General features: G+C 67.9%; 24 protein-coding genes. 6 read left to right on the forward strand and 18 right to left on the reverse strand.

Annotated features, from left to right (window positions below; translation table 11 throughout):
* Window positions 1-34 precede the first annotated feature (34 nt).
* Genes J0I43_RS06290 through J0I43_RS06300 form a run of 3 tightly spaced genes read right to left on the reverse strand, consistent with a single transcriptional unit; the run spans window position 35 to window position 3285 of the window.
* Entirely contained in the window at window positions 35-1495 is a 1461-nt protein-coding gene (locus J0I43_RS06290) for an SCO6880 family protein (protein ID WP_292860734.1), read from the reverse strand.
* Between the two features lie 4 nt (window positions 1496-1499).
* The gene (locus tag J0I43_RS06295) at window positions 1500-2975 is read right to left on the reverse strand and encodes a conjugal transfer protein TrbL (protein WP_292860737.1); all 1476 of its coding nucleotides are present in this window, start codon (window positions 2973-2975) and stop codon (window positions 1500-1502) included.
* 40 nt (window positions 2976-3015) lie between these two features.
* Window positions 3016-3285, reverse strand: a complete 270-nt coding sequence (locus J0I43_RS06300; protein ID WP_022883069.1) for a DUF6112 family protein — start codon at window positions 3283-3285, stop codon at window positions 3016-3018.
* A gap of 117 nt (window positions 3286-3402) precedes the next feature.
* Here J0I43_RS06300 and J0I43_RS06305 point away from each other — a divergent pair, with 117 nt between their 5' ends.
* The gene (locus J0I43_RS06305; RefSeq protein WP_292860739.1) at window positions 3403-3993 is read left to right on the forward strand and encodes a class I SAM-dependent methyltransferase; all 591 of its coding nucleotides are present in this window, start codon (window positions 3403-3405) and stop codon (window positions 3991-3993) included.
* Window positions 3994-4018: 25 nt separating this feature from the next.
* On the opposite strand, the gene J0I43_RS06310 is transcribed toward J0I43_RS06305, so the two are convergent.
* The 14 genes from J0I43_RS06310 to J0I43_RS06375 all read right to left on the reverse strand — a co-directional run bounded on the left by J0I43_RS06310 (window position 4019) and on the right by J0I43_RS06375 (window position 15937).
* Window positions 4019-4285 carry a DUF6112 family protein gene (locus J0I43_RS06310; protein ID WP_292860741.1) on the reverse strand — a complete coding sequence of 89 codons (267 nt, stop codon included), beginning with the start codon at window positions 4283-4285 and terminating at the stop codon, window positions 4019-4021.
* On the reverse strand, window positions 4285-5466 hold the full coding sequence (locus J0I43_RS06315; RefSeq protein ID WP_292860745.1) for a M23 family metallopeptidase: 1182 nt from the start codon (window positions 5464-5466) through the stop codon (window positions 4285-4287). The genes J0I43_RS06310 and J0I43_RS06315 overlap by 1 nt, the downstream gene beginning before the upstream one ends.
* A gap of 6 nt (window positions 5467-5472) precedes the next feature.
* Window positions 5473-6171: a hypothetical protein gene (locus J0I43_RS06320; protein ID WP_292860748.1), complete on the reverse strand. Its 699-nt coding sequence runs from the start codon at window positions 6169-6171 to the stop codon at window positions 5473-5475.
* 71 nt (window positions 6172-6242) lie between these two features.
* The gene (locus J0I43_RS06325; RefSeq protein ID WP_292860751.1) at window positions 6243-7331 is read right to left on the reverse strand and encodes a ParB N-terminal domain-containing protein; all 1089 of its coding nucleotides are present in this window, start codon (window positions 7329-7331) and stop codon (window positions 6243-6245) included.
* On the reverse strand, window positions 7328-8197 hold the full coding sequence (locus tag J0I43_RS06330) for a hypothetical protein (protein ID WP_292860753.1): 870 nt from the start codon (window positions 8195-8197) through the stop codon (window positions 7328-7330). Before J0I43_RS06330 ends, J0I43_RS06325 begins: the two co-directional genes overlap by 4 nt.
* 83 nt (window positions 8198-8280) lie before the next feature.
* Entirely contained in the window at window positions 8281-8730 is a 450-nt protein-coding gene (locus J0I43_RS06335) for a hypothetical protein (protein WP_292860756.1), read from the reverse strand.
* The gene (locus J0I43_RS06340) at window positions 8727-9359 is read right to left on the reverse strand and encodes a DUF2637 domain-containing protein (RefSeq protein WP_292860759.1); all 633 of its coding nucleotides are present in this window, start codon (window positions 9357-9359) and stop codon (window positions 8727-8729) included. The genes J0I43_RS06335 and J0I43_RS06340 overlap by 4 nt, the downstream gene beginning before the upstream one ends.
* A complete protein-coding gene (locus tag J0I43_RS06345; RefSeq protein ID WP_292860764.1) occupies window positions 9359-10279 on the reverse strand; it encodes a bifunctional DNA primase/polymerase in 921 nt (306 codons plus the stop codon). The genes J0I43_RS06340 and J0I43_RS06345 overlap by 1 nt, the downstream gene beginning before the upstream one ends.
* Window positions 10279-11358: an ArdC-like ssDNA-binding domain-containing protein gene (locus J0I43_RS06350; RefSeq protein WP_292860767.1), complete on the reverse strand. Its 1080-nt coding sequence runs from the start codon at window positions 11356-11358 to the stop codon at window positions 10279-10281. Before J0I43_RS06350 ends, J0I43_RS06345 begins: the two co-directional genes overlap by 1 nt.
* 359 nt (window positions 11359-11717) lie before the next feature.
* Window positions 11718-12410, reverse strand: coding sequence for a helix-turn-helix transcriptional regulator (locus J0I43_RS06355; protein ID WP_367267545.1), 693 nt, complete (start codon window positions 12408-12410; stop codon window positions 11718-11720).
* A 592-nt stretch (window positions 12411-13002) separates the two neighbouring features.
* Window positions 13003-13293 (reverse strand): DUF1905 domain-containing protein, encoded by a 291-nt coding sequence (locus J0I43_RS06360; protein WP_292860774.1) that lies wholly within the window; start codon window positions 13291-13293, stop codon window positions 13003-13005.
* 53 nt (window positions 13294-13346) lie between these two features.
* Window positions 13347-13712, reverse strand: coding sequence for a YciI family protein (locus tag J0I43_RS06365; RefSeq protein ID WP_292860777.1), 366 nt, complete (start codon window positions 13710-13712; stop codon window positions 13347-13349).
* A 100-nt stretch (window positions 13713-13812) separates the two neighbouring features.
* Window positions 13813-14172: a VOC family protein gene (locus J0I43_RS06370; RefSeq protein ID WP_292860780.1), complete on the reverse strand. Its 360-nt coding sequence runs from the start codon at window positions 14170-14172 to the stop codon at window positions 13813-13815.
* Window positions 14173-14383: 211 nt separating this feature from the next.
* On the reverse strand, window positions 14384-15937 hold the full coding sequence (locus tag J0I43_RS06375; protein WP_292860783.1) for an MFS transporter: 1554 nt from the start codon (window positions 15935-15937) through the stop codon (window positions 14384-14386).
* Between the two features lie 153 nt (window positions 15938-16090).
* Between J0I43_RS06375 and J0I43_RS06380 the strand changes: the two genes are divergently transcribed.
* Window positions 16091-17125, forward strand: coding sequence for a sigma-70 family RNA polymerase sigma factor (locus tag J0I43_RS06380; RefSeq protein WP_292860786.1), 1035 nt, complete (start codon window positions 16091-16093; stop codon window positions 17123-17125).
* A gap of 9 nt (window positions 17126-17134) precedes the next feature.
* Here J0I43_RS06380 and J0I43_RS06385 read toward each other — a convergent pair whose 3' ends face one another.
* Window positions 17135-17791, reverse strand: a complete 657-nt coding sequence (locus J0I43_RS06385) for a class I SAM-dependent methyltransferase (protein ID WP_292860789.1) — start codon at window positions 17789-17791, stop codon at window positions 17135-17137.
* Window positions 17792-18059: 268 nt separating this feature from the next.
* Here J0I43_RS06385 and J0I43_RS06390 point away from each other — a divergent pair, with 268 nt between their 5' ends.
* From J0I43_RS06390 to J0I43_RS06405, 4 genes are read left to right on the forward strand one after another with little or no spacing between them, the layout of a single operon-like run.
* Window positions 18060-18989 carry an ATP-binding cassette domain-containing protein gene (locus tag J0I43_RS06390; protein WP_292861929.1) on the forward strand — a complete coding sequence of 310 codons (930 nt, stop codon included), beginning with the start codon at window positions 18060-18062 and terminating at the stop codon, window positions 18987-18989.
* Window positions 18986-19822, forward strand: a complete 837-nt coding sequence (locus tag J0I43_RS06395) for an ABC transporter permease (RefSeq protein WP_292860792.1) — start codon at window positions 18986-18988, stop codon at window positions 19820-19822. The genes J0I43_RS06390 and J0I43_RS06395 overlap by 4 nt, the downstream gene beginning before the upstream one ends.
* A gap of 23 nt (window positions 19823-19845) precedes the next feature.
* Window positions 19846-20493, forward strand: a complete 648-nt coding sequence (locus tag J0I43_RS06400) for a LacI family DNA-binding transcriptional regulator (RefSeq protein ID WP_292860795.1) — start codon at window positions 19846-19848, stop codon at window positions 20491-20493.
* Window positions 20490-21296, forward strand: a complete 807-nt coding sequence (locus J0I43_RS06405; protein WP_292860797.1) for a metallophosphoesterase — start codon at window positions 20490-20492, stop codon at window positions 21294-21296. The genes J0I43_RS06400 and J0I43_RS06405 overlap by 4 nt, the downstream gene beginning before the upstream one ends.
* The last annotated feature ends 41 nt before the right edge of the window (window positions 21297-21337 follow it).

The following is a 21337-nucleotide window of genomic DNA, read 5'->3' on the forward strand; positions in this document are numbered from 1 at the left end:
CTCCTCACGAGGGAACGGTTGATGGTGGGATGGGTCAGACCGGGCGGCACAGCGGCAGCGCGGTCGCGGTGAATGCCTGGGCTTGCTGGCCGACGAGGCGGCGGGTCTCGCAGGAGGCTTGGATCGCGGCCTGCTCGACTGCGGCCACCGCGGCGTCGAGCTCGTCCGCGGTCGGGGCGGAGACGGAGACGAGGCCGGAGACACGGAGGACGCCGTGCCCGGCGGTCAGGTCCGCTTCCTGTTGCAGCACGTCATCGAGCTCCGCGCTGGAGGCGGCGTCCTCGATTTGCCCGATCTTGCGGCGTTGGGCGGCGTCGGAGATGAGTTCGGTCTTCTTCTTCCGCAGGTCCCTCGCGGCCTGGTCGGCACGGACCGGCGTGTAGTGCAGCGCGAGGGTGCGGAGGATGCCGTTGGACAGCACGAGCGGAGCAAGGAACCCTGGGTAGACCTGGGAGCGGGGCCATTCGGTGATCCACAGCACCGCATGGAAGGCGCTGTCGGATCGCAGGCGGTCCCAGGTCTCGGTGACCGCCACTGGACCGGCGGTGGCGAGGTCGCGGCCGAGGTCGCCGTGGCGTTCCAGGGCGGGGGCTGCGGCGGGGTCGTACGCTCCGCGGAGGATGACGGCGACCTCGCCAGGGGTGAGCCACCCGGTCGAGGTGAGCTCTGCCGCGCGGAGCGCCGTGCTCAGGGTGGTCATCTCTTGCCGCAGCACTGCCGCAGCGCCGCGTATCCCGCCGCCTGCGGTTCTGATCTGCCGGGCGCTGTTCTTCATGTCCAGGGCGAGGCTGATTGTGGTCGCGTGGCGTTCCCCGGCGGGGCCGGCGCGGTCGATGAGTTCGGCGTAGGTGGTGGCGGCCCAGGAGCCGTCGTCGGTGCCGTGGGTGCGCCACCACTCCGCCAGCCCCGTCCCCGAGTCCGGCAGGGTCCGCTCACTGACTTGGATGCGGGCGATCCGCCCTGACCGGCAGGCGGCGGCGAGCACGCGGCCCCACCCTGCGACGCGGCGTTGCTGCTCGCCGGGGTCCAGGAGCACGAACGCCGGGTGGGAGACGCCGAGGATGACGGTGAGGGTCTGCCCGTGGGGGTCGTGGATCATCGCCGCCCCCGTCTCTGGGTCTTCCCATTCGCGCAGCGGCGCGGCGTCTCCTGGCAGGGCGAGGGTGCCGGCCGGGCGCGGGCGGATGACCCGGCGCCGGTAGATGAGCTGGCCCAGACAGGTGCGGGCGGCCCAGCGGGTCAGGATCGGCACCCACTCGATCAGCTTCCTGCCCCCTGCCGGGATCACGGCGAGGAGGGCGGCGCCGGCCCAGACCGGGGACGTCCAGGCCAGTCCCATGCCGCCGCTGGTGTAGAGGGAGGCGACGATGGTGAGGATCGCGATGCCGAGGACGATCAGCTGCGGCAATGACAGGCCGAGCATGATCCCGCGGCGGGTGAGGCGGGAGAACTGCACCGCCCCCAGCGGGTACCCGGTGTGCGTGGTGGCGGCCATTGGCTCATTCCTTCCCGGAGGACTTCGAGGACGGAGGCGGCGGCGGGTCGGACTTTCGTGACGACCACGGGGACTCCTGCGATGGCGGCGCAGGCGAGGCGGTCGGCGGCGTGGAGGGTACCGGACCTGACGATGGCGGCGGCGTGCCTTGCGCGGGCGGGACCGGCGGCGGAGTGCTCTGTTCGGCCGCAGCCCCGGCATGGCTCTCCGCGGCACCGCCGACAGCGGCACCGGCTTTCGGTCCGGCGGTCGCGGCGCCCTTGACCACTGCACCGCCGACGACCACCGCCGCACCGACAGGCCCCGCGGCCGTACCAGCGCCCGCGCTGGCACCCGCCCCCGCACCGGCTCCGGCTCCGGCTCCGGCGCCCGCTCCGCCGGATGACGCCGCAGCGCCCCCGGCAGTTCCGGTCGCTCCGGCACCGCCCGATGCCGCCGGGCCACCCGCAGGCGGCGTCGGCCCACCCCCTCCGCCGCTTCCGCCGCTGGGCTTGCCGCCGGTATCACTGCCGCCGTCGAGGACCTTCTTCGCGCTGTCGCCCTTGGGTGCGGACGGCACCGGAACCGGGCGGTTCAGTGCGGACTTCGCCTCCTGCTCGCTGGACATCGCGTGGTACATGTCGAAGCCAACGAAGGACAGGAACTTGTAGGTGATGTACGGGGCGAACGCGGCGATGAACATCAGCACCACCCCGGCGATCGGGTCGCTGATGGAGGCGAGGTCCGCTTCGATGGGGGCGGAGACTTGCCCGATCGCGACGAGGAAGATGACGACGAGGACGAGCTTGGAGAAGATGAGGGCGATCACGAACGCCGCCCACTTGGCGAACCAGCCCTTGGTGGCATCCCAGGTCGCCCCGGCCAGGGCGATGGGGCCGAAGACGATCGCGACCAGCAGCAGCGCCTTGCGGATGAGGAGGCTGAACCAGACGATCGCGGCGGCGGAGATGGCGAGGCCGGCGAGGAAGATGGTCAGGATCGCGCCGACGCCGGGGGCGGCGATGTTGATCCCGGCAAGTCCGGTGGCGAGGAGCCCGATCTGGGTTCCCATTCCTTCCATCGTGTTGCCGGTGGCCTGCACGATCCCGACCGCGAGCTGGTCGGTGACTTCCAGCAGCAGCGCGGTGAGGGTGATGACGAGGAACGATCCGAGGATGCTCTTGGCAAGTCCCAGGGCGGCGCGGGACAGGGCGGTGGGGTCGCGGTGGATGAGCCCGGTGATGAGCTGTAGGCAGAAGAACACGAGCATCACGAAGACCGCGACCCCGAACAGGACGTTGTAGACCCCGATGTACTCCGGAGAAGTGACGTCGACGAGGGTGGTGGTGTCGAACACAGTCCAGACCGCCTCGAACAGCCAGGCAGCCGCCCCGGCCATCGCCTGGCCGAGCCAGTCGAACGGCGCCGCGATCAACGATGCCGTGCCCTCGCCCACGGCGTCGCAGACGGCGGAGATGACTGGGACATCGCACACGCTCACCGCACCCACCCCCGCGGGAGGCGCGTTGCTGGGGTGGTCATCAGACGGCCTGCCCGACGCCCCAGAAGAAGTTGATGAGCGTGACCGCGGCACCGCAGATGATCGCCGCACCGCAGGAGACGAGCACGCCGACTTTGCCGCGGCTGGCGAGGTGCGGGTTGGAGGAGTTCGCGCCGAACCCCCATACGATCGCGCTGATGATGAGGGCGAGGACGGAGAGGATGAGGCCGACGGTCATGACGGCGCCGACGATGATGCGCAGTTGCTCGATGCCGGGAAGGCCTGAGCTGTTGGGGTCGATGTCGATCACGGGGATGCTCCTGACTGTTCGCGAGACGTGTTCTCGACGGTCAGGTGCACCGCGTCACTCCACGAGGCCGCTCACGCGGACGGTGCCTCGTATCGTGGAGGGGTGTCGGTAAGTGAGGTGAGCGATGCGTACGCGGAGCGTGCGGCTGAGTACATCGACGCCCTGGGGTTCATCGAGGCGACGGCCGAGCAGGACCGGACGCTGATCGGCACTTGGGCCGGCGGGGTCGCCGGCCGCATTCTTGATGTCGGCTGCGGGCCGGGACACTGGACGGCGTGGCTCCATGCCCAGGGGCACGACGTGGAGGGTGTCGATCCTGTGCCGGTCTTCATCGACCACGCCAGGACCAGCTACCCCGGTGTCCCGTTCCGTGTCGGATGGGCCGAACATCTCGACGCGGAGGATGCGAGCGTCGGCGGCGTCCTGGCCTGGTACTCGCTCATCCACACCGACCCGGCCCATGTGCCGCTGGTGCTCGGCGAGTTCGCCCGCGCGCTCACACCGGACGGGTCGCTCGCGCTCGGGTTCTTCGAGGGGTCCGAGGTGGCGCCGTTCGATCACGCGGTGACCACCGCGTACTTCTGGCCCACCGATGTACTGGCGCGGCTGGTCGAGGAGGCGGGGTTCACCGTGACCGGTCGGCACACTCGCACGGACCCCAGCGCCCGGCCTCACGGGGCGATCATCGCCCGCCGGACACGACCCTGACGCGGACTGACCGCGCTCACTCCGGTCAGAGTTGTTCGCCGACGCCGAGGAGGAAGTTCACCCAGGAGACCCCGGCACCGGCGAGCGCTGCGGCGCCGAGGGCGACGAGCAGGCCGGTGCGGGCTTTGGTCGCGGCCTGGTAGTTGCCGCTGGAGGAGGCGACCGCCCACACGATCGCGCAGACGATGAGCATGAGCACGGCGATGATGAGGACGAACATCAGCAGCGCCCCGACGATGGAGCGCAGCTCGGCGGCACCGCCGACGCCGCCGAAGTCGGGAAACACGTCCATCAGGCCCCACTCTCAGCGGTGCAGGTCGCGAGGGTCATGTCCCCGCCGGTGACGCCTTCCGCATTGTGGTCGGCGAGCCAGGCGGTGCCGTCGACGGCAGGCTGCCCTTGCCCGCCGGGGTGGATTTCCAGGTGCAGATGGGGTCCGGTGGAACGGCCGGACGAACCCACATCTCCGATGTGCTGCCCCGCAGTCACGGTCTGCCCTTCGGTGACGTGGATGCCGGTCTCCCACATATGCGCGTAGTACGACGCGACCCGCTCGCCCCGGACGGAGTGCTCGATGATGACGAGCCCGCCGAAGCCGCCGCTGGGCCCGGCGTGCACGACCACCCCGTCCGCGATGGCGAGGATCGGGGTACCGTCCGCGGCGGCAAGATCGGACCCTGCGTGGAACGCGCGTTCCCCGGTGAACGGGTCGGTGCGCCACCCGAAACTGTCGGTGTCCACCCACGTCCCTTCGGGGAGAGGGAACACGATGCGCGTCGTCTCCGGCACGATCGGCGCCCCGCCGCCTCCTCCGCCCGTGGCGGGCGGGCGGGTCAGGGCGGCGAGGATCGCTTCGGCGACCGGCTGGTAGTTCTGATACCTGTCCGGGTAGGCGGATACCTCGACGGCCTGGGCGGCTTCGCCGGGGTCCATCTGCTGCCAGCCGGGAATGTCCAGCAGCCCACGCGGGGACGGGTGGTTCGGGCCGGTCTCGCCGCCGTAGAACGCACGCGCCTGATAGGTCGAGTCCATGAGCTCGGCGACGGTGCCCCACCCGGCGGCGGGCCGCATCTGGAACAGGCCCAGGGAGTCGTGATCGGACCCGTTGCCATCGTTCGGGAAGTCGCCGGACTCGGGGTAGGTGCCGGTGTTGGCGAGCATCCGCAGCGTGGACTCCGTGAGGGCGGCCATGAGCGCGATCACCACTCCGGGACGGCCGACACCGCTGGTCTGCCCGCCGACAATGATGATTGTGGCGGCGTGGGTGAGCTGGGTACGGCTCAGGGTGACGGTCTGCCCGTTGCGGGTGGTGGCGGTGAGCGATTCCGGGATCGGCCCCACTGCGAGGGAGCCCGGTGCGCATGCGGTCATCGCAGGATTGACCACGGCCGCCACCCCCACCAACACGACCGAAGGGGCGAAGAACAGCACGGCGACCGCGAACGCGGCGAGCTTCTTCCACACAACAACCACCTGCTCTCAGCGGAGGGGGTTGTCGAGTTGGGACAGCCGCAGCAGCTCACAGGTCGTGCCGGTGACGCCGCGGCCTGTGACTGCCGGGGTGCAGACGATGAACATCGTGAACGACACCGGCCGGGACGCCTCCACCGGCTTGGTGCCCCAGATGCCGTCCCGGTGCCGGGTGCCCTCGATGGTGTACGCGAGGGTGCCTGCGGGAATCTGGCCCGGTGCGGCCTGCGCGACCGCGGTCTGCCACGCCTCCGGGATGACCGCGGTATCGATGATGAGCCATTGGCGGGTCTGGTACTGACGGAGCTGCCCCCACGCCTCCGATGTCGGCAGATACGCCCGCACATCCCCAGCCAGCGCGGCCGCCTCCTCATCTGCGGCGACATCCGCGAGCATCTGCGCGTAGTCCATCGGGCCGTCACCGGTGGTGGTGTCCCAGGTGAACAGTGCGCTGGCGACCGCACGAGCGAACGCCTCCGGGCCGCCGACCTGCGGCACCGCCACCGGCCCCTCCCTGGACGGCCCGGCCGGCGGGGCGGTCACGGTGGAGCTCGGTGGGTCGGCGGGAGTGGTGTCGGTGCGGGGTGCGGGGCCGCGCAGCAGCCCGTAGATGCCGACACCGACCAGCAGGAGCAGCACGAGCCCGCCCGCGATCGTGGCGATCAGCAGACGACGACGGCGGCGATCAGCGCGGGTGGCGGGGTCCATGCGGGTCCTCCCAGGAGGCGACAGGTAGGTGGTCGCCTGGAAGGTGCACACACGCCCCCACGAAGCGGTGGTTAGGCGATGTGCTCGCTGCGTTCCTGCGCCCGGCGGGCAGCGCGGGCGGTATCGGCGAACGCGATCGTGCCGGTGACGGTCTGCTCGAACCGGGACCATTGCTCCTCGGTCAACGCCGGGCCAACCTCGTCCGGGTCATGGTGCAGCCACCATCCGGCCATGTCGTCCCAGATCGCGACGAACACGGTCAGCGGGAACGGCACCGGCTCACCCTGGTTCTCGACCGCGGTCAGCGGGCGGCGCGGGGGTTTCCGTCCGGTCTTCTTGGCGGCCTTCACGCGGGCGAGCGCGGCCTGCGCCAACTCCTCCAGCTCCACCGCCCGCGCCTCACGCTCCGCCGCCCGCACCTGCACGGCCTCGGTGCGTGCCTGCTCGCGTACATCAGCGGGCAGGGTGGGGTCGGCGGCGATCTGGTCGAGTTCGGCGAGGGTGAGTTCGGCGTTGACGCGCAGGTGGGAGGGGTAGACGCCTCCGCCGGCCTTGATCCGCTCGACCTCCTCCGCCGCGCGAGTGCGCACGGACTCGGGTTGGGTTCGGTCGGCGGCGAGGTGTTCGAGGCGGCCGATGCGCTCCAATGTGGTGTGGGAGTCGCGGCCGGTGACCATCTGCGCGGCCTGCACCGCGGCCTCACCGGGGGTGGTGTCCCACGGTGCCGTTAACTTAACGGGACCGTCTTCTCCCGCATCGTCGGCGGCGTGGAACCGGGTGGCCTCTTGGCGGCGTGCCGCATCTTCGGCGAGCAGGGTCTTGAGTTCACGGTAAAGGGCGGCGGCCTCGAACTGGGTCAGCGGCTTGTGCAGCAGGTTGTCGTCCTGCTCCGCGAGGAGCTGCCCGAGCCGATCCGAAACACCGCTACGGACCCATACCTTGACGGTCTTCCACCCGAGCAGCTTGATCGCCGCCAGCCGTCTCGCTCCGCAGATGAGGTTCCCGTCGAGGGTGATCGTGATCGGTTGCAGCAGGCCGTTGCGGCGGATCGACTCGACCATCGGAGCCAGGTCGCCGTAGTCCTGCCGGTGCCGGCGTCCGACGCTGATGGAGTCCACCGCACGCTCCAGTTCGATGTGCCCATCCTGCGGGGAACTCACGGGCGATCATCCCCGGTATCGGGGGCGGCAAGGCCCGCGGTGAGCACGAGGTCGTCGTCACGCCACAGCGCCCGCAACGGTTCCCCGATGAGCAGCCGTACGAGCATCCCGCGCCCGGCGTTGGTGTGTGCGAGGGCGGGGTCGGGGTTGCCGAGCACGACTCGCAGCAGGGTCGTCCAGGAGGTGCCGGGCAGGTCCAGGAGGGCGCGGGCTTGCCGGTCGCGGCGCAGGACCTCGAATGCCGACGCCCGCGACACGGATTCGGCAAGCCGTCCGGTGATGTACTCGACCGCGGCCCGCGCGGTCTCCGGCGCCCAACCGACGCGGCTGAGGAACGCGATCGTGTCCTCCACCGCCGAACCCACGTTCATCGTCCGCTCCAGCAGCAAATCCTCGTCCCGGCCGGAGTCGTCGGAATCGTCGTCCGCGAAGGGGTCGACGTGGAAGGCGGGGTGGTAGTCGGTCAGCGGGTTCTCTCGGTCGCTGAACCGCTCCGCGTCATGGAACACCGAGTACCTTGGCCGGCGGGCCTGGTGGACGGAGCACAGCAGGCCGTTGCCGCGCTCCTCCCCGATGCAGGTCACCTGCACCGCACGGGTCACCACCGCCCAAGGATCATCCGCCCGCCGGGTGGCGGCTCCCCGCATCGCCTCGAACGCCGCGCTGGCGGCCTCCCACGGGTCCAGGCCGTGCTTGCGGGCAAGGGCGGCGTACTTGTCGGCGGCGTGCCGCATCAGCGCGGCAGCCTCCGGGTCGTTCCGCCACGCACCCTTCCCGGCCGCATGGAGCCTGTTGAGGAGGGCGCGCAGCGCCTCCGAGTCCTCGAACCGATCCCGCTCCTCGGTGCGGGTGCGTGCCTGTGTCATTACGGCACCTCCTGAACAGCAGGTGCGCGCGCATCCCCCAGCCGTGGCGCTCGCAGGTGCAGGAGGGACGCGCATGGACTACGTCACCCCAACCCGATCCCGGACCGCGACACCCACGAGTGCCGCTCCCCGCCTCCGCGGCCGAAGGCGGTCACCGGGGGCAGCTTCCGTGCCCGCTCGCTCACAACCTGCACACCCGCGCGGGCGACTCTGCGGGTGCCGCGGTATGCCTTGCCGGGTGCTCGGCGGGCGCGGCGAGCGAGCTCGGCTTGGAAGTCGATGCCTTGCCCGGCAACCCTGCCCACCCGCGACGCCAGCAGATCGGACGGACGCACCCACTCCACCCCCGACCGCCGCTTCCCTGTCTCCGCCGCATCGGACTTCTTCTTCGCCGCCGACGGGTCGCCGTGCCGCGCCAGCTCCGACACCTCCCCGTCCCCGGTACGGCGTGCCTCGTCTGGCGGCTCGGACTCCTCTCGATGTCGTGCGGGGTGCTCTCCGAGGCGGGCGGTGCGCTGGTCGTGCTCGTTCATGTCGTCTCCTTCGTGTCGGGGACGTTCAGGGCGGGGCGGGCGAACCAGCGTCCGACCGTGGACGGGTGCACACCGAGATGGCGGGCGATCTGCTTGTTCGACCAGCCCTCCTCCTCCCGCAGCAGCACCGCCACCTCACGCCCCACCGGCACGGGCGGCTGAGCAACCGTCGCCGTCTCCTCGCCTGGTTCTCGTGATGCCTCGGGCACGGGTGCGGGTATGGGGTGCGTGAGGATGACGGTGAGGTGGGTGATCGCCAGCAGCACCAGGGGTGGCACCGCCGCCACCGACGCGGCGAGCACACCCGGCACGTCGGCGTCGGCGGCGACGACGGCGTGGATCGCGTTCGCGGTCACCGACACCACGGCACCAGCGGCCAGCAGCGCCCACGGGTACCAGGCCGAGCGTTGCCCCGCGAGCGCGACGACGGCGACGGTGGCGACGACGATGATGCCGTCCACGATCAGCGGCCACGCCCACGCCTGCCCCGCATCCACCCCCGAGCGGCGGGCAAGATCAGCCAGGGCGGTGAAGGAGAGCCAGAACGCGCCTGCGGCGATGAACACAGTTCCGGCCACCGCGGTTGCCACCGCGACCCGGCCACCGCGCGTTCTCGTCGCCGGGGTCATCACAGCCGCTGCCCTCTCGGTGACAAGCCAGTGGTGGGGTGACGGCCAAACCATCTCTCGCCCGAGTCGCCCCGCACCGACGACGGCTCCCGGCGGGCAGGCTCGGGGCGGACGGTGCGGTACGCGGAGCGGACGGTCGCGGCGATCTCTCGTGGCCCGAAGTCCGACTTCGCCGCCGCCAGTACCGCATCGAGAGCGTCCGCCATTGGGACGCCGCCCTCGGCGAGACGGCAGGACGCCCAGAACAGTTTGAGGTTGCGGTCGGTGTCCTGCCTGTCCAGCCAGCGCGACAGCCGCTCGGCATCATCCCGTCCCACCGGCTGCCAGGTTCCGGGGCGAGGGCGAGGCTCGGGGCGGGGGTCGAGGAAGTCCCGCAACCGCCCGGCATCCAGGCTTCTCGCGGGACCGGTCCCGACCTCCTCCACCCGGTAGAGGGCAGTGGTGCCCTCGATCGTGCGTGCGGAGGGCGGGACGATGATGTAGCCGCCGTCGCCACGGAAATCGACGCCGGCCCGTCCCGCCTGCCACGACCGCTGCTCGCTCCCCGGCAACGCCGGATAGTAGGCGTGCATCCCGCCCGTGGGCGTGCGCACCAACAGCGCCCACCCACTGGTCAGCCCTGCCGCGGTCGCTCGGTCGAAACTGGCCTGACCATCGGCGGGGCCGTGGACATCCACGTCCACCACCACCAGCCCGGACGAGGCGCCGGTGGGGACGCCAATGTTCGCCGCCGGCCACCGCCGCCACCACGCTGTCGCCTGGCCGACATCGGTGGTCGCAGCGTGGAAGCCGCGCTCGATGAGGGGCCGCTTACCGCCCGGCACACACGGGAACACCAGCACCCCCGCGTCCGCGAACCGTGCCGCCGCCACCGGCAATGGCAGCCCGGACACCTGGGCGAACAGCTCGGACGGGCGCATTACAGTCCCCTCACCACGGCGTCCGCTGCACGCGAGCGTGACGGCTCCACGGGCGGTGCGACGCGGGCAGCGTGCGGGGCGCATTCGGCTCGGGCCGCGTCACGGGTAAGACCCGGCGGGTCGCCGCCGCCGAGCTGCACCGTCGGAAGGGCGTCGAGGATCGCCCGGGCCGTCTTGCGGACACGCTCGCCGGTGGCCTGCACCACCTCGGCCGGGTCCTTGTCCTTCACTGTGCCTGCCCACCCGGAGACATAGGGGATCGTGTACGCGCTGGTGTCCATACCGTGCGCGGCGCCGATCATCAACGCCACCGACTCCGCCTCGACCTCACCAATCCCGCGATGCCCCGTCGCATCCGGGTTTTCCGGGCCATGCAGTTTCACGTGCGTGAGCTCGTGCGCGAGGGTCTTCACCTGCGCGGCCTCGTCCATGTTCGTCCGCACCGCGACCGTCCGGTTCCGATAGTCGGTGAGGCCGTTCGCGCCGTGGATCATTCCGGCGTGCTCGACCCGCAGCACCGCGAACCCCTCCGCCTCCACCAGCCCCGCAAGCCCCTCCCACAAGCCCTCCGGGGCCCCGCCCACCAGCAGCGCCGGCGAGGAACGCTCCGGGATCGGGTCACCGGCAGTCTGGGAAACGTCCCACACGTAGGCGGGTTTCGCGCCGACCATCCGGGAGCGCACCGCCTCACCTGGCTGCGGCTTCTCGAACTTGCCGAGTCTGCGCCACGAGGCGGAGTCCTGCGGGGTCGAGGATGCGAACCGGCCGGTGACTGGGGCGAAGATCATGTAGCCGGGCTGGCCCTTCTCGACCTGCCTTCCGAGCCCCTGCCATTGCTTGTACCCCGCAACATAGGAGGGCTCCGGGTCGGGCACCCGGCCTGCCTCGTAGGCAGCGAAGTGCTGGACGGCGATCAGGATGCCGTTTCCGAAACTGCGCGACCGGAACCGGGCGGTGAATTCCAACGCCCGCCTCCAGTCGTCGCCTATGACGAGCTTTTCGACAGCGCTGACTAGACGCTCGTGAAGCTCGTCGAGCTTCGCATCCCACGCCTCGCGGGCCTCATCTCTCGCCCTCATCGTCGACCTCCTCCCGGCGGGCGCCGCTCCGGCTGGAATGGCGTGTACCTATGAGGTGCGCCGGGAGCGCCAGTGAGACGAGACGGTCAGCGGACAGGAATGGATCGGTCGGAAGGCCGTCAGGTCATCCGAGGTGTGCCCGACGTGGCCCCTGGCCTACATGACGAGGAGGCACCGTGACGAGATGGAGTGGAATCGCCAGAGAATCGCCCGGATTCGTGAGCGAATCGTCCGGGTTCCCGGCGGTCGATTCGGGGTGAAAAGCGCATCGTAGTTCACAGGGGGCGGCGGCGGACGCTGTGCCTCGTGATAGCAAGCACGGAGAGAACGGTCATCCGCCGTGCGAGCATCCTACGGGTTTATGTCCGTGCCGACATGTGAGCCATCGAACGGTACTGCCGCGGAGTCACGCCCACCGAACGCCGGAACTGACGGCCAGCATAATCCGGGTCGGTCCATCCGACCCGCCTCCCGGCTTCTGCGACCGTCAGCTCAGTCAAGCGGAGGAGGCGTGCGAGTTCTTGGGCGCGGAGCATCGTCAGATAGGCCAAGGGCGACTTCCCGAACGCTTCGACGAACACCCTGCTCAGGTGCGACGTGGAGAGGTGAACGCATGAGGCGAGTTCGTCGATCGTCCACCGGTGGGCGAGCGACTCGCGCAGCAGCTCCTCCGCCAGTCGGGCTTCGGTGCGCACCGGAGCGAATGTGCGATGCCTCGGCACGACAGGTCGAGTGGTCGGCCGTTGAGTCGGCGAGGTTCGTGTGTCGGTGACGGCGATGTACGGGCTGATGACGTCGAAGATCGCGAAGAGGAGCGATTGCATCCGGTAGAAGCGCTCGGGTCGGGGGCCGTCAATGCTCAGTGTCACGAGCTCATCCAGGCGTGGCGCGAAATGTCCGGCCCATTCTTCGCCGAGTCGAAGCAGCTGTGTTGGCTCGGCGTATCGCGTGCTGGCGAAGTCCTGCGCGGAGAGCCGGTCGGGGAGCATGAAGGCGTACTGCCAGAACACCTGGTCGATGAGGAAGTCGCTGTCAAGATAGACCGTCGTCATGGAAGCCCAGCCATCGGGCTCGCACCCGCACAGTGTGTTCGCCGCTAGCATCGCCACATCGCCCGGCTTGACCGGCCTGGTGCCGAACTCGCTGAACAGGATCGCCGTCCCCGTGCGGATGAAGCACAGCCGGAGGCAGTCGTAAGCGACCGGCTCAATCGGGTGGTCAACGGGTGTGGTCCGTGCAACGATTGGGGCGAACTGAGGAAGATGTCGCATGGTGCTCCGGGCCTCGCGCGCTGCTTCGCCTTCAGGCGGCTGCCAATCCGAGTCGCGGGGACGGCAGATCGTGGCCGCAAGCCGAATCAGATCTAGTCCGTGGAAGCGACATCAGACCGGTTGGTGCGTGGCGCGGCAAGACAGCGACCCCTGATATCACCTGGTGCAGTTGTTGTTGCCTGTGACAATCGCCTCTATTTCCATGCCTGACGGATCGCGTGATCCGCGGCGATCTGTCGAACGATGCGGTGTTCGGGAACCTCGTAGGCCCTGTCTCGCACATCGCCTCGGGCGACCGCGATAAGCCACAACATGCGTTGAAAGAGACCCCCGGCATCAGGTGGATTCTTGGCGTCGGGGGCATGAGGCGTGCTCACGTCGGTCGGCTCTGCAGGCGAACCGTCACAACATCGCCGACGCCTTTGTTGAGCTGCTTTCGTAGCTTGGCATTGAGGGACAGCATGAGTTCGCCGGTACCTGTGGGCATCAGCCCCGCGTTGAGTAGGGGGATGCCGTCGATTGTGGCGTCTACGCGGATTGACTTCATGGAGCCGAAGAGTGCGGCCGAGCCTGGAATTTCGACGCAGGTCCAGATTTCTCCCTTGACGTCCACGCCGATGGCTGCGTCGAAGGTGTGATCGATTTGTGCTGATTCGTTGGGCATACGTGGCCCTCCTGTCTTTCTCGGGGGATGGGTTACAGCTGCGGGAGCAGCCGCTATGAAGTCGTCGGCTCGACCACCTGGCGTATCTCAACACCGGCCGAATATGGCGCGTTTGTCTCTGGCAGTAGCTCCGCCAGCCGCGTCGCCATATCGAGGTCTTCCGCTTCAATCACGTAGTAGCCGCCGATGACTTCGTCCACCGCTGCGAAGGGACCTCGTGTGATCTGGGGGCGCTCACTGCCGCGTGATCGAAGGCTCATCGCCGTATCGGCGGGGGCGAGTTCGTAGCCTGCGAGGATCGCCTTTCCGAGGGTTGCGGCGAATGCCTGATGCCCCGCACTGATCCGCTGTTGCTCCTCGGGAGCTGTATCGGCCCACGTGTGACGATCCCCGAGGATTAAGAGCATGTACTTGGCCATGAGCCATTCCTTTCGATGTACAGCCGATCGGTTCGGCATGGTTGGGTTTGATGGCTGGAGACGCCACTGCGTGTCTGGTCGGCGATCACGTCTTGCTGGTTCATGCTCCGACGACACCGATCCTGTTGCCATCTGGATCGAGGAAGGCTCCGATGTGTCCCATCGGGGTCTGAACCGGCCCGAAGAGGCTCGTGCCGCCGAGCGAGCGAGCCTGTTCCAGGGTTGCGGTGACGTCGGCGACCGAGAAGTAGGTTGTCGCGCCTACATAGGGACTCTCGGAACCTGCCTTCCCCATGCCGCCGATCTGTCGCCCACCGGCGTCCGTGACAAGCGCATACGTGTCGTCCACTTGCGTGATCTGCCAGTCGAAGAGCGAGCGGTAGAAGCGCTGGGTCCGGTCGGGGTTGGGGGTCGAAACGTCGAACCAAGCTGGCTCGTGGCGGGTACGGTCGTTGGTCATGGGTCCTCCTGAACTCCTCGTTGTTGGCCGCTCAAGAGGTAAGACTTGCTGGCGATTCCGGAATCGTCGGCGCTGATGGATCGGTTTGGTCAGAATCGAGAGGCAGCACGCTGAGCAGGGTCCGTTGTGGCGCGCGGAAGGCGGTGTCGGCGTGATGCGAGTTGACGGTGCTGGCGCGTATGGTTCGTGGGGCGCTGCGCGATCGGCCTGTTTATTTGGCGCGTGCAAGGAACATCCCGAAGAGAGCTGCCGCGAGCGCGACGAGTGCCGCTGCGATACCCGCGTACACCTGGAGACCCTCCGCGGTCGCGTAATGCACAGCGTCCAAGAGGGCTGCACCACCTGGTCCGAAGGTCTCGGCTGTGCTGATTCCTTGGTGGACTGTGGACACTGCCGCCTCCTGCGAGGCCTCGGGGATGCTAGGTGGCATCGTGGCGGTGAGGGTGGCGCGGTAGACGACGACGCCGGTGGCGCCTCCGGCTGCGATGCCGAGGACGGTGCCCAGTTCTCCGCTGACTTGTTGGGCGGCGGCCGCGGAGCCGGTTCTCTCGGCGGGTGCGCTGGAGATGATGAGGTCGCTGATCAACGCCATGGCTGCGCCGTGGCCGACGCCGATGACAGCGATCGCGGCTGCCAGCAACGGCAGGGGCGTCGCCACATCGGTGAGCGCCGCGAGAAGCACTGAGCCGGCAGTGGCGATCGTCAGGCCGATGGTGATCACGACAGCCGGGCGGACACGTGTGGCGGCACGTGGGGCGAGCATCGCTCCGGCGACGTTCACGACGACGTAGGGCAGGGTCCAGAGCCCTGCGTGCAGGGGCGAGAGTCCCACTACCAGTTGGAGGTACTGGGTGAAGAGGTAGAAAGCGCCGACCACGCCGATGCCCACGAGTAGCAGCGTCGCCAGCGAGACAGTGATGCGTCTGCTAGTCAGGAGAGCGAGGTCGAACAGTGGATCCTTCAGCCGACGCTGGCGACGTACGAACAGGGCCAGGAGCGAGATCCCGGCGGCAATCACGATGAGGTAGGGCCACTGCGCTCCGGTGCCGGTCTCCTGTCCGGCTGCGAGGTCTTGGAGTCCGTAGACCACAGCGAGTGTGCCGGTCACGGACAGGGCAACGCTGGGCCAATCCAGGTGGGCGGAGTTTCGTTCGGCGCGCTCGGGGATCAGGCGGGGTCCGGCGAGCAGGAGTAGGACCATCGCGGGAACGTTGATGAGGAAGACCGATCCCCACCAGAAGAACTCCAGCAGCACTCCACCCAGGAGGGGGCCGGTTGCGCCTCCGATGGAGAAGGCGCTGAACATGATCGCGATAGCCACCCGCCGTTGGGTGTCATCCCGGAACATGATACGCAACAGCGAGAACAGCGAAGGCGTCAAGGTCGCCCCGGCCACGCCCAGCAAGGCACGAGCTGCGATGAGCATCTCGGCGTTGACGGAGAACGCGGCCACGACGGAAAACGCCGCGAATGTTGCGGCACCGATGAACAGCAGGCGCCGCGGTCCGATGCGATCGGCCAAGCGCCCCATCGTGACCAGGAACCCGGCGACGAGGAACCCGTAGACGTGCACGATCCACAGTGACTGCGAGGCTGTCGCTTCCAAGTCCTGACTCAGTGTCGGCAGCGCCAGGAACAGCACCGTCAAGTCCGTGGATAGCATCAGCATGGGTAACACCAGCAGCACCAGACCCGCCCACTGCCGCCCGGTGGCCCGATCGTCGACCTGTCCCTGCGCGCGTTCCGTTCTGCCCTCACCGGCCATGGCACACCCTTCGTCCTCGGATCACCTCGTACACAGACGCACCAGGCGAGTTCGGCCAACACCAAACGGCTCTCGGTTTGCAGCCGCGGTAAGCACCCAGCCAGGGCGACGGTTCAGTGGATAAGACCTTGAAGCGGTGAGAGAATCGTCGGTATGGTTGCGGTTTTCTCTACGTCGAACGCCGACTTGGGTCTGTCGTCGGATGCCGAGGCAGACCTCGCGGCGTCGCGCACCGGCGACGAAGCGGCCTTCGCGCGGCTTGCCGCGCCGCTTCGCCGGGAACTGCATGCGCACTGCTACAGGATGCTGGGGTCATTCCACGATGCTGAGGACGCTGTCCAAGAGAGCCTGATGCGGGCGTGGAGGGGGCTCGCGCGATTCGAGGGCCGCAGTTCCCTGCGTTCGTGGTTCTACACCGTCGCGACCCGCGTCTGCCTGGACGCTGTCAACTCCCGCAAGCGGCGGGCGCTGCCGATGGACCTGGGGCCGGCCGCCGATCACACCGTACTCGATTCTGCGCCCTTGACCGACGTGGACTGGCTGACCCCCTACGCCGACGCACAACCGGAGGATCGGACCGAGCGGAGAGACACGCTGGAACTGGCGTTCGTCGCCGCTCTCCAGCATCTTCCCGGCAACCAGCGCGCCGCTCTGCTGCTGTTCGACGTGCTCGATTTTTCGGCCGCAGAGATCGCCGAGATCATGGCCACCAGCACGACCTCGGTGAACTCGGCCTTGGCCAGGGCGCGCCGTACCATTGCCGCGAGCGCACCGACGCCCGGATCGACGTCGATGACGCACACGGTGGACGATAGCGAGGCACGCAGCATCGCCGCGCGCTTCGCCACGGCCCTCGAGCAGGGCGACATCGATACGTTCGTTTCGCTGCTTACAGCCGACGTCACGTGGGCGATGCCGCCGTTGCCACACTGGTACCGAGGCCTCGAAGCGGTCGCAGACTTTGCTCTTCAGGTGCCCATGACGCGCTGCCCGAGTTGGAAGTACCGGGTCATCCAGGCGAACGGCGCGCCTGCTGTCGCCTTCTACGTCGGCCTCGATACGGGAAGCACCCACGAGGCATGGTCGATCACAGTGCTCGGTCTGCGCGACGATCGTGTCGCTGCCATCACCTCGTTCCTCGGCGCAGACTGCTTCGACATCTTCCAGCTACCGCTGTCGGTTCAGTAGGCGGGCTGGTCACGGGTCTACTGGGCATCTTCCGGCAGCGAAGCGGAAGGCATTTCTCAGAACGTAGCCGTCAGCGACGATGAACGGCCGCGCCGCGCGCACGATCGCCGCGTCGCTCCTGGTGCTTCGGGAGCCAGGCTGACCTGAGAGCACACCCCGGATGAGCGACTCATCGTCTGGAACATGCCAGTCAACCGTGACCACGCCAGCGTCGATGAGCGTAACCCCGGCACTGGCGAAGAGCCGCTCCAAGCCTCCTTCGCATCGGTAGTCCTCATCGGTGTCGGCGACCCCTCCGAGGGCTGCTTCCACGACCTCGATGTCGTTATGACGTGCTTCGGCCCAGTTCGCGATACCGATCCGCCCGCCGGGACGAACCACGCGCACCGCCTCGTGCAGCCCGCCGACCATATTTCCAGCGAACTGAAGCGCGTTCACGGCCACCACGACATCGAAAGTCGCGTCAGGCCACGGGAGTAAGCCGAAGCCGCCCTGCCGAACGTCAGCCTCTGGGTTGACGCGCCGAGCGAGATCGAGCATCCCCGCAGAGGGGTCCACACCCGCGACCTTCGCCTCGGCGCGGGTGAGCTGCCGCAGGAACGCGCCACTCCCACATCCGATGTCCAGAACATGCTCACCAGCGACGAGCGAGACGGCATCGATCAATGCGGTTCCAGGCCGCTCCGTGAGCCTACCCAATGTCACCGCCCAGTCGGACGCCGCTGCGGACCAGCGTTCAGCACTCGACATGTTCTGCCTTCGAACCCGCAAGCGTCATGAGACCACCAGCGCAGGATCACGCTGCCCCGACAGCGCCGCTCTGGCGAAAACGTGATCCATACCGACGATTCTTGCACCGTCTCGAAGTCCTACCTCGTGAACCGATGAGAAGGAGACGTACATGCCAGAGCTAGCAATCGAGACCACGGGGTTGGTGAAGTCCTTCGGGAAAACCGTCGCGGTAGACGGCATCGATCTGTCCATCGCACGCGGCGGCGTCCACGCCGTGCTCGGACCCAACGGCGCCGGGAAGACGACAACAATCCGCATCCTGTCAACGCTCATGCCACCCGATGCCGGATCTGCACGCGTCCTCGGCCGAGACGTCGTCACGGACGCGACCCAGGTGCGCCGCCGGGTGAGCCTCACCGGCCAATTCGCCTCAGTTGATGAAGACCTGACCGGCAGCGAGAATCTGCGACTGATCGGGCGACTCTTCGGCTACACGGGGACACGAGCCAGGCAACGCGCGGCGGAACTGCTGGAGGCATTCAACCTGAGCGACGTTGCCGATCGTCAAGTGAAGAAATACTCCGGCGGCATGCGACGGCGCCTCGACATCGCGGCATCCATCACAGTCACTCCGGAACTCCTCTTCCTCGATGAGCCGACCACCGGACTCGACCCTCGCAGTCGCGGTGAGGTCTGGGACATCGTCCGCGCTATGGTGACCAGCGGAACCACCGTCCTCCTGACGACCCAGTATCTGGAGGAGGCCGATCAACTCGCCGACCGCATCAGCGTCATTGACCACGGCAAGGTCGTCGCAGGAGGAACGAGCACCGAGCTCAAGACATCGATCGGTACCGCAACCCTGAACGTCCGCCTCCAGCACCCTGACGACCACACCAGAGCAACCAACACGCTCAGTCGAGTGCTGACGGCCGACGCGCGCACCGGCGACGACCTCGGGACGGTCACGGCGACGATCGATGATCCCTCCCGCGTCGGGTACGCGCTGACCGCGCTCCACGAGGCTGGTGTCATGGTTTCTCAGGTCACGCTCGGCCAACCCAGCCTGGACGAGGTATTCCTGGCTATCACCGGTCACAAAACCGAAACCGATGCGGAGGTCGCAGCATGACCGCGTCCACGGCTCCCGCTCCGATCCGCAACAGCGCGATCCAGGAGGCCATCGCCAGCAGTATCCGGCCGCCGGCCCCAGGACCACTGAGCACATCGCTCACGTTCGGGTGGCGAGCCATGCTGAAGATCAAGCACATCCCGGAACAGCTCCTCGACGTCACCCTGTTCCCGGTCATGTTCACGCTGCTGTTCACCTTTCTGTTCGGCGGCGCGATAGCCGGAAGCACGACCGACTACGTGCAATTCCTCGTGCCCGGCATGATCGTGCAATCCGTGCTCCTGATCACGATGTACACGGGCATGACGCTCCGCACCGATGTCGAACGCGGCGTCTTCGACCGTTTCCGGTCGCTCCCTGTCTGGCGCCCGTCACCCATCGTCGGCATGCTCCTCGGCGACGCCGTTCGCTTCGCTACGGCAGCAACCGCCACCGGACTTCTCGGCCTCGCGCTCGGATGGAGACCGCAAGGAGGACTTTCAGGGGTCGCACTCGGAGTGCTCCTGCTACTGGTCTTCGCATTCAGCCTCGGGTGGGTCTGGACATTCCTCGGGCTCGTCCTTCGCAGTTCGAGCGCGGTCATGAGCGCCAGCATGATGGTCATGATGCCGCTCACCTTCGCGAGCAACATCTTCGTTGACCCCGCCACCATGCCGACCTGGCTGCGCGCCTTCGTGGAACTCAACCCCGTCAGCCAGGTGGTAACGAGCGTCCGGGACCTCGTGAACGGCATCGGCATCGGACCAGAGGTCGGATACAGCCTGACCTGGGCGGTACTCCTGGTCGCGGCCTTTGGATCGCTCACCATGTGGCGCTACCGGCGCACACGATAGCGAACCTGAACGAGTGAGCAGCAATGGTTCTGAACGAGAGCCAAATCAGCCAGACCTGGGTGTCGGAGAGCGAGGCCCTTGGCCTGGCAATGCTCTGGTTCCTGGAGACGGCCCGTCGCCGAGGTATCGCGGGTCCTCCGACCCCGATTCTGTTGTCCTACCGACCGGAAACCGCAGCGCGATCCGCGCGTATCCTCGCTGTATTGCGCAGCGCCGGACTCGTCGTGATCCGCGACGAACGGTGGCAGCTCTCGCGGCCCGGCGACTGCATCACGGTGGGCGAGGCTCGCCGAGCGACGGGCGAGGGAAAATCTCGCCCCGATCCTCTTCCCTCTGCCGACATGGCTTCCGTGCACGCACTCCTGGGGGCTGCCGTGGACATGCTGATCGACCGGCTCACGATTGGCGAACTCACCGATCTTGGCGACCCGGCGGAGACCTCCGCGGGCGGTGAGGTACCGGAGACAACAATCGACCATGTTGCGGATAGAGCGGGCGTCTCCCGGTCCACCGTTTCGCGAGTGCTCTCGGGCTCATCCAAAGTCGATGCCCGCACTCGCGCAAAAGTCGAGGGCGCGATCGTCTCACTGGGATACCGCCCCAGCGTTCACGCGCGGGAACTTGCTCGAACCGCCCATCGGCAGGACAGCGCCAGGAGCCCAAGAACATGACGACAGACAACCACCCTCGCGTCAGGATCACGGAGGACGAGGACATAGACGCACACCGTCCGCAGTGGACGATCGCACACCTCTCGGACCTCCACCTCGACGGCTCAGCACGCGCCGAAGAGCGCGCCGAGCAGGTGATACTCCACCTCGAACGGCGGCGAGAGAGCATCGATCTGATCGTGTTGACGGGAGACATCACGGAGAGCGAAGTCACACTTCCCGAAGGTGTGATCGCGAAAACTGCGGCCCGCCTTGATGCGATCGCACCGACACTAACCTGCGTAGGCAATAGCGATCGCCCACGATCAGATCCAGGGACTGCTGCCCGACACCGCACATCACGGCGAGTGGGATCGCTCCTCGCACTCGGGCTGGACTCGACCGTGCCGGGCGAGCTGCACGGCCGGATCGATGCCGACGACATCGCATGGCTGACCGAGCAAGCGGATGCTGCCTCGATCGAGTCCGTGGTCATCGCCATGCATCATCCCCCCGCTCGGCTGGGTCATCCCATCATCGACCGGTGGCGAGCATTCGGAGCGGTGCAAGCATTCGAGGAGTTCGTGGCTTCCAGCCGTGTCGTCATCATTCTCGCTGGACACACACATGCTGCAACCTGGACGACCTTCGGCGGGAAGCCTCTGCTCATCGCTCCCGGCGTGCACTCGGCCGGACGACATCGCGCTGACCTCACAGCAGGCCTGACCTCGCTCATCGATGAATCTGCTCCGCCCAGCTACCTGTTGCACACACTGCGTGATCGATCGTCGGTATCGCAGCACGTGTTCGTCGGTGCGCCGTGAACGGCGCAAAGCCCGCCGCGCCAGTCGCCGGCATCCAAGGT

This window comes from Microbacterium sp. (assembly GCF_017305435.1).
Classification (GTDB): domain Bacteria; phylum Actinomycetota; class Actinomycetes; order Actinomycetales; family Microbacteriaceae; genus Microbacterium.

Excerpts from the sequence above, each read along its gene's own strand:
- J0I43_RS06290 (WP_292860734.1), bottom strand. The coding sequence starts at position 1,495 with ATGGCCGCCACCACGCACACCGGGTACCCGCTGGGGGCGGTGCAGTTC.
- J0I43_RS06310 (WP_292860741.1), bottom strand. The coding sequence starts at position 4,285 with ATGGACGTGTTTCCCGACTTCGGCGGCGTCGGCGGTGCCGCCGAGCTG.
- J0I43_RS06320 (WP_292860748.1), bottom strand. The coding sequence starts at position 6,171 with ATGGACCCCGCCACCCGCGCTGATCGCCGCCGTCGTCGTCTGCTGATC.
- J0I43_RS06330 (WP_292860753.1), bottom strand. The coding sequence starts at position 8,197 with ATGACACAGGCACGCACCCGCACCGAGGAGCGGGATCGGTTCGAGGAC.
- J0I43_RS06335 (WP_292860756.1), bottom strand. The coding sequence starts at position 8,730 with ATGAACGAGCACGACCAGCGCACCGCCCGCCTCGGAGAGCACCCCGCA.
- J0I43_RS06340 (WP_292860759.1), bottom strand. The coding sequence starts at position 9,359 with ATGACCCCGGCGACGAGAACGCGCGGTGGCCGGGTCGCGGTGGCAACC.
- J0I43_RS06345 (WP_292860764.1), bottom strand. The coding sequence starts at position 10,279 with ATGCGCCCGTCCGAGCTGTTCGCCCAGGTGTCCGGGCTGCCATTGCCG.
- J0I43_RS06350 (WP_292860767.1), bottom strand. The coding sequence starts at position 11,358 with ATGAGGGCGAGAGATGAGGCCCGCGAGGCGTGGGATGCGAAGCTCGAC.
- J0I43_RS06355 (WP_367267545.1), bottom strand. The coding sequence starts at position 12,410 with ATGACGACGGTCTATCTTGACAGCGACTTCCTCATCGACCAGGTGTTC.
- J0I43_RS06360 (WP_292860774.1), bottom strand. The coding sequence starts at position 13,293 with ATGCCCAACGAATCAGCACAAATCGATCACACCTTCGACGCAGCCATC.
- J0I43_RS06365 (WP_292860777.1), bottom strand. The coding sequence starts at position 13,712 with ATGGCCAAGTACATGCTCTTAATCCTCGGGGATCGTCACACGTGGGCC.
- J0I43_RS06370 (WP_292860780.1), bottom strand. The coding sequence starts at position 14,172 with ATGACCAACGACCGTACCCGCCACGAGCCAGCTTGGTTCGACGTTTCG.
- J0I43_RS06375 (WP_292860783.1), bottom strand. The coding sequence starts at position 15,937 with ATGGCCGGTGAGGGCAGAACGGAACGCGCGCAGGGACAGGTCGACGAT.
- J0I43_RS06380 (WP_292860786.1), top strand. The coding sequence starts at position 16,091 with ATGGTTGCGGTTTTCTCTACGTCGAACGCCGACTTGGGTCTGTCGTCG.
- J0I43_RS06395 (WP_292860792.1), top strand. The coding sequence starts at position 18,986 with ATGACCGCGTCCACGGCTCCCGCTCCGATCCGCAACAGCGCGATCCAG.
- J0I43_RS06400 (WP_292860795.1), top strand. The coding sequence starts at position 19,846 with ATGGTTCTGAACGAGAGCCAAATCAGCCAGACCTGGGTGTCGGAGAGC.
- J0I43_RS06405 (WP_292860797.1), top strand. The coding sequence starts at position 20,490 with ATGACGACAGACAACCACCCTCGCGTCAGGATCACGGAGGACGAGGAC.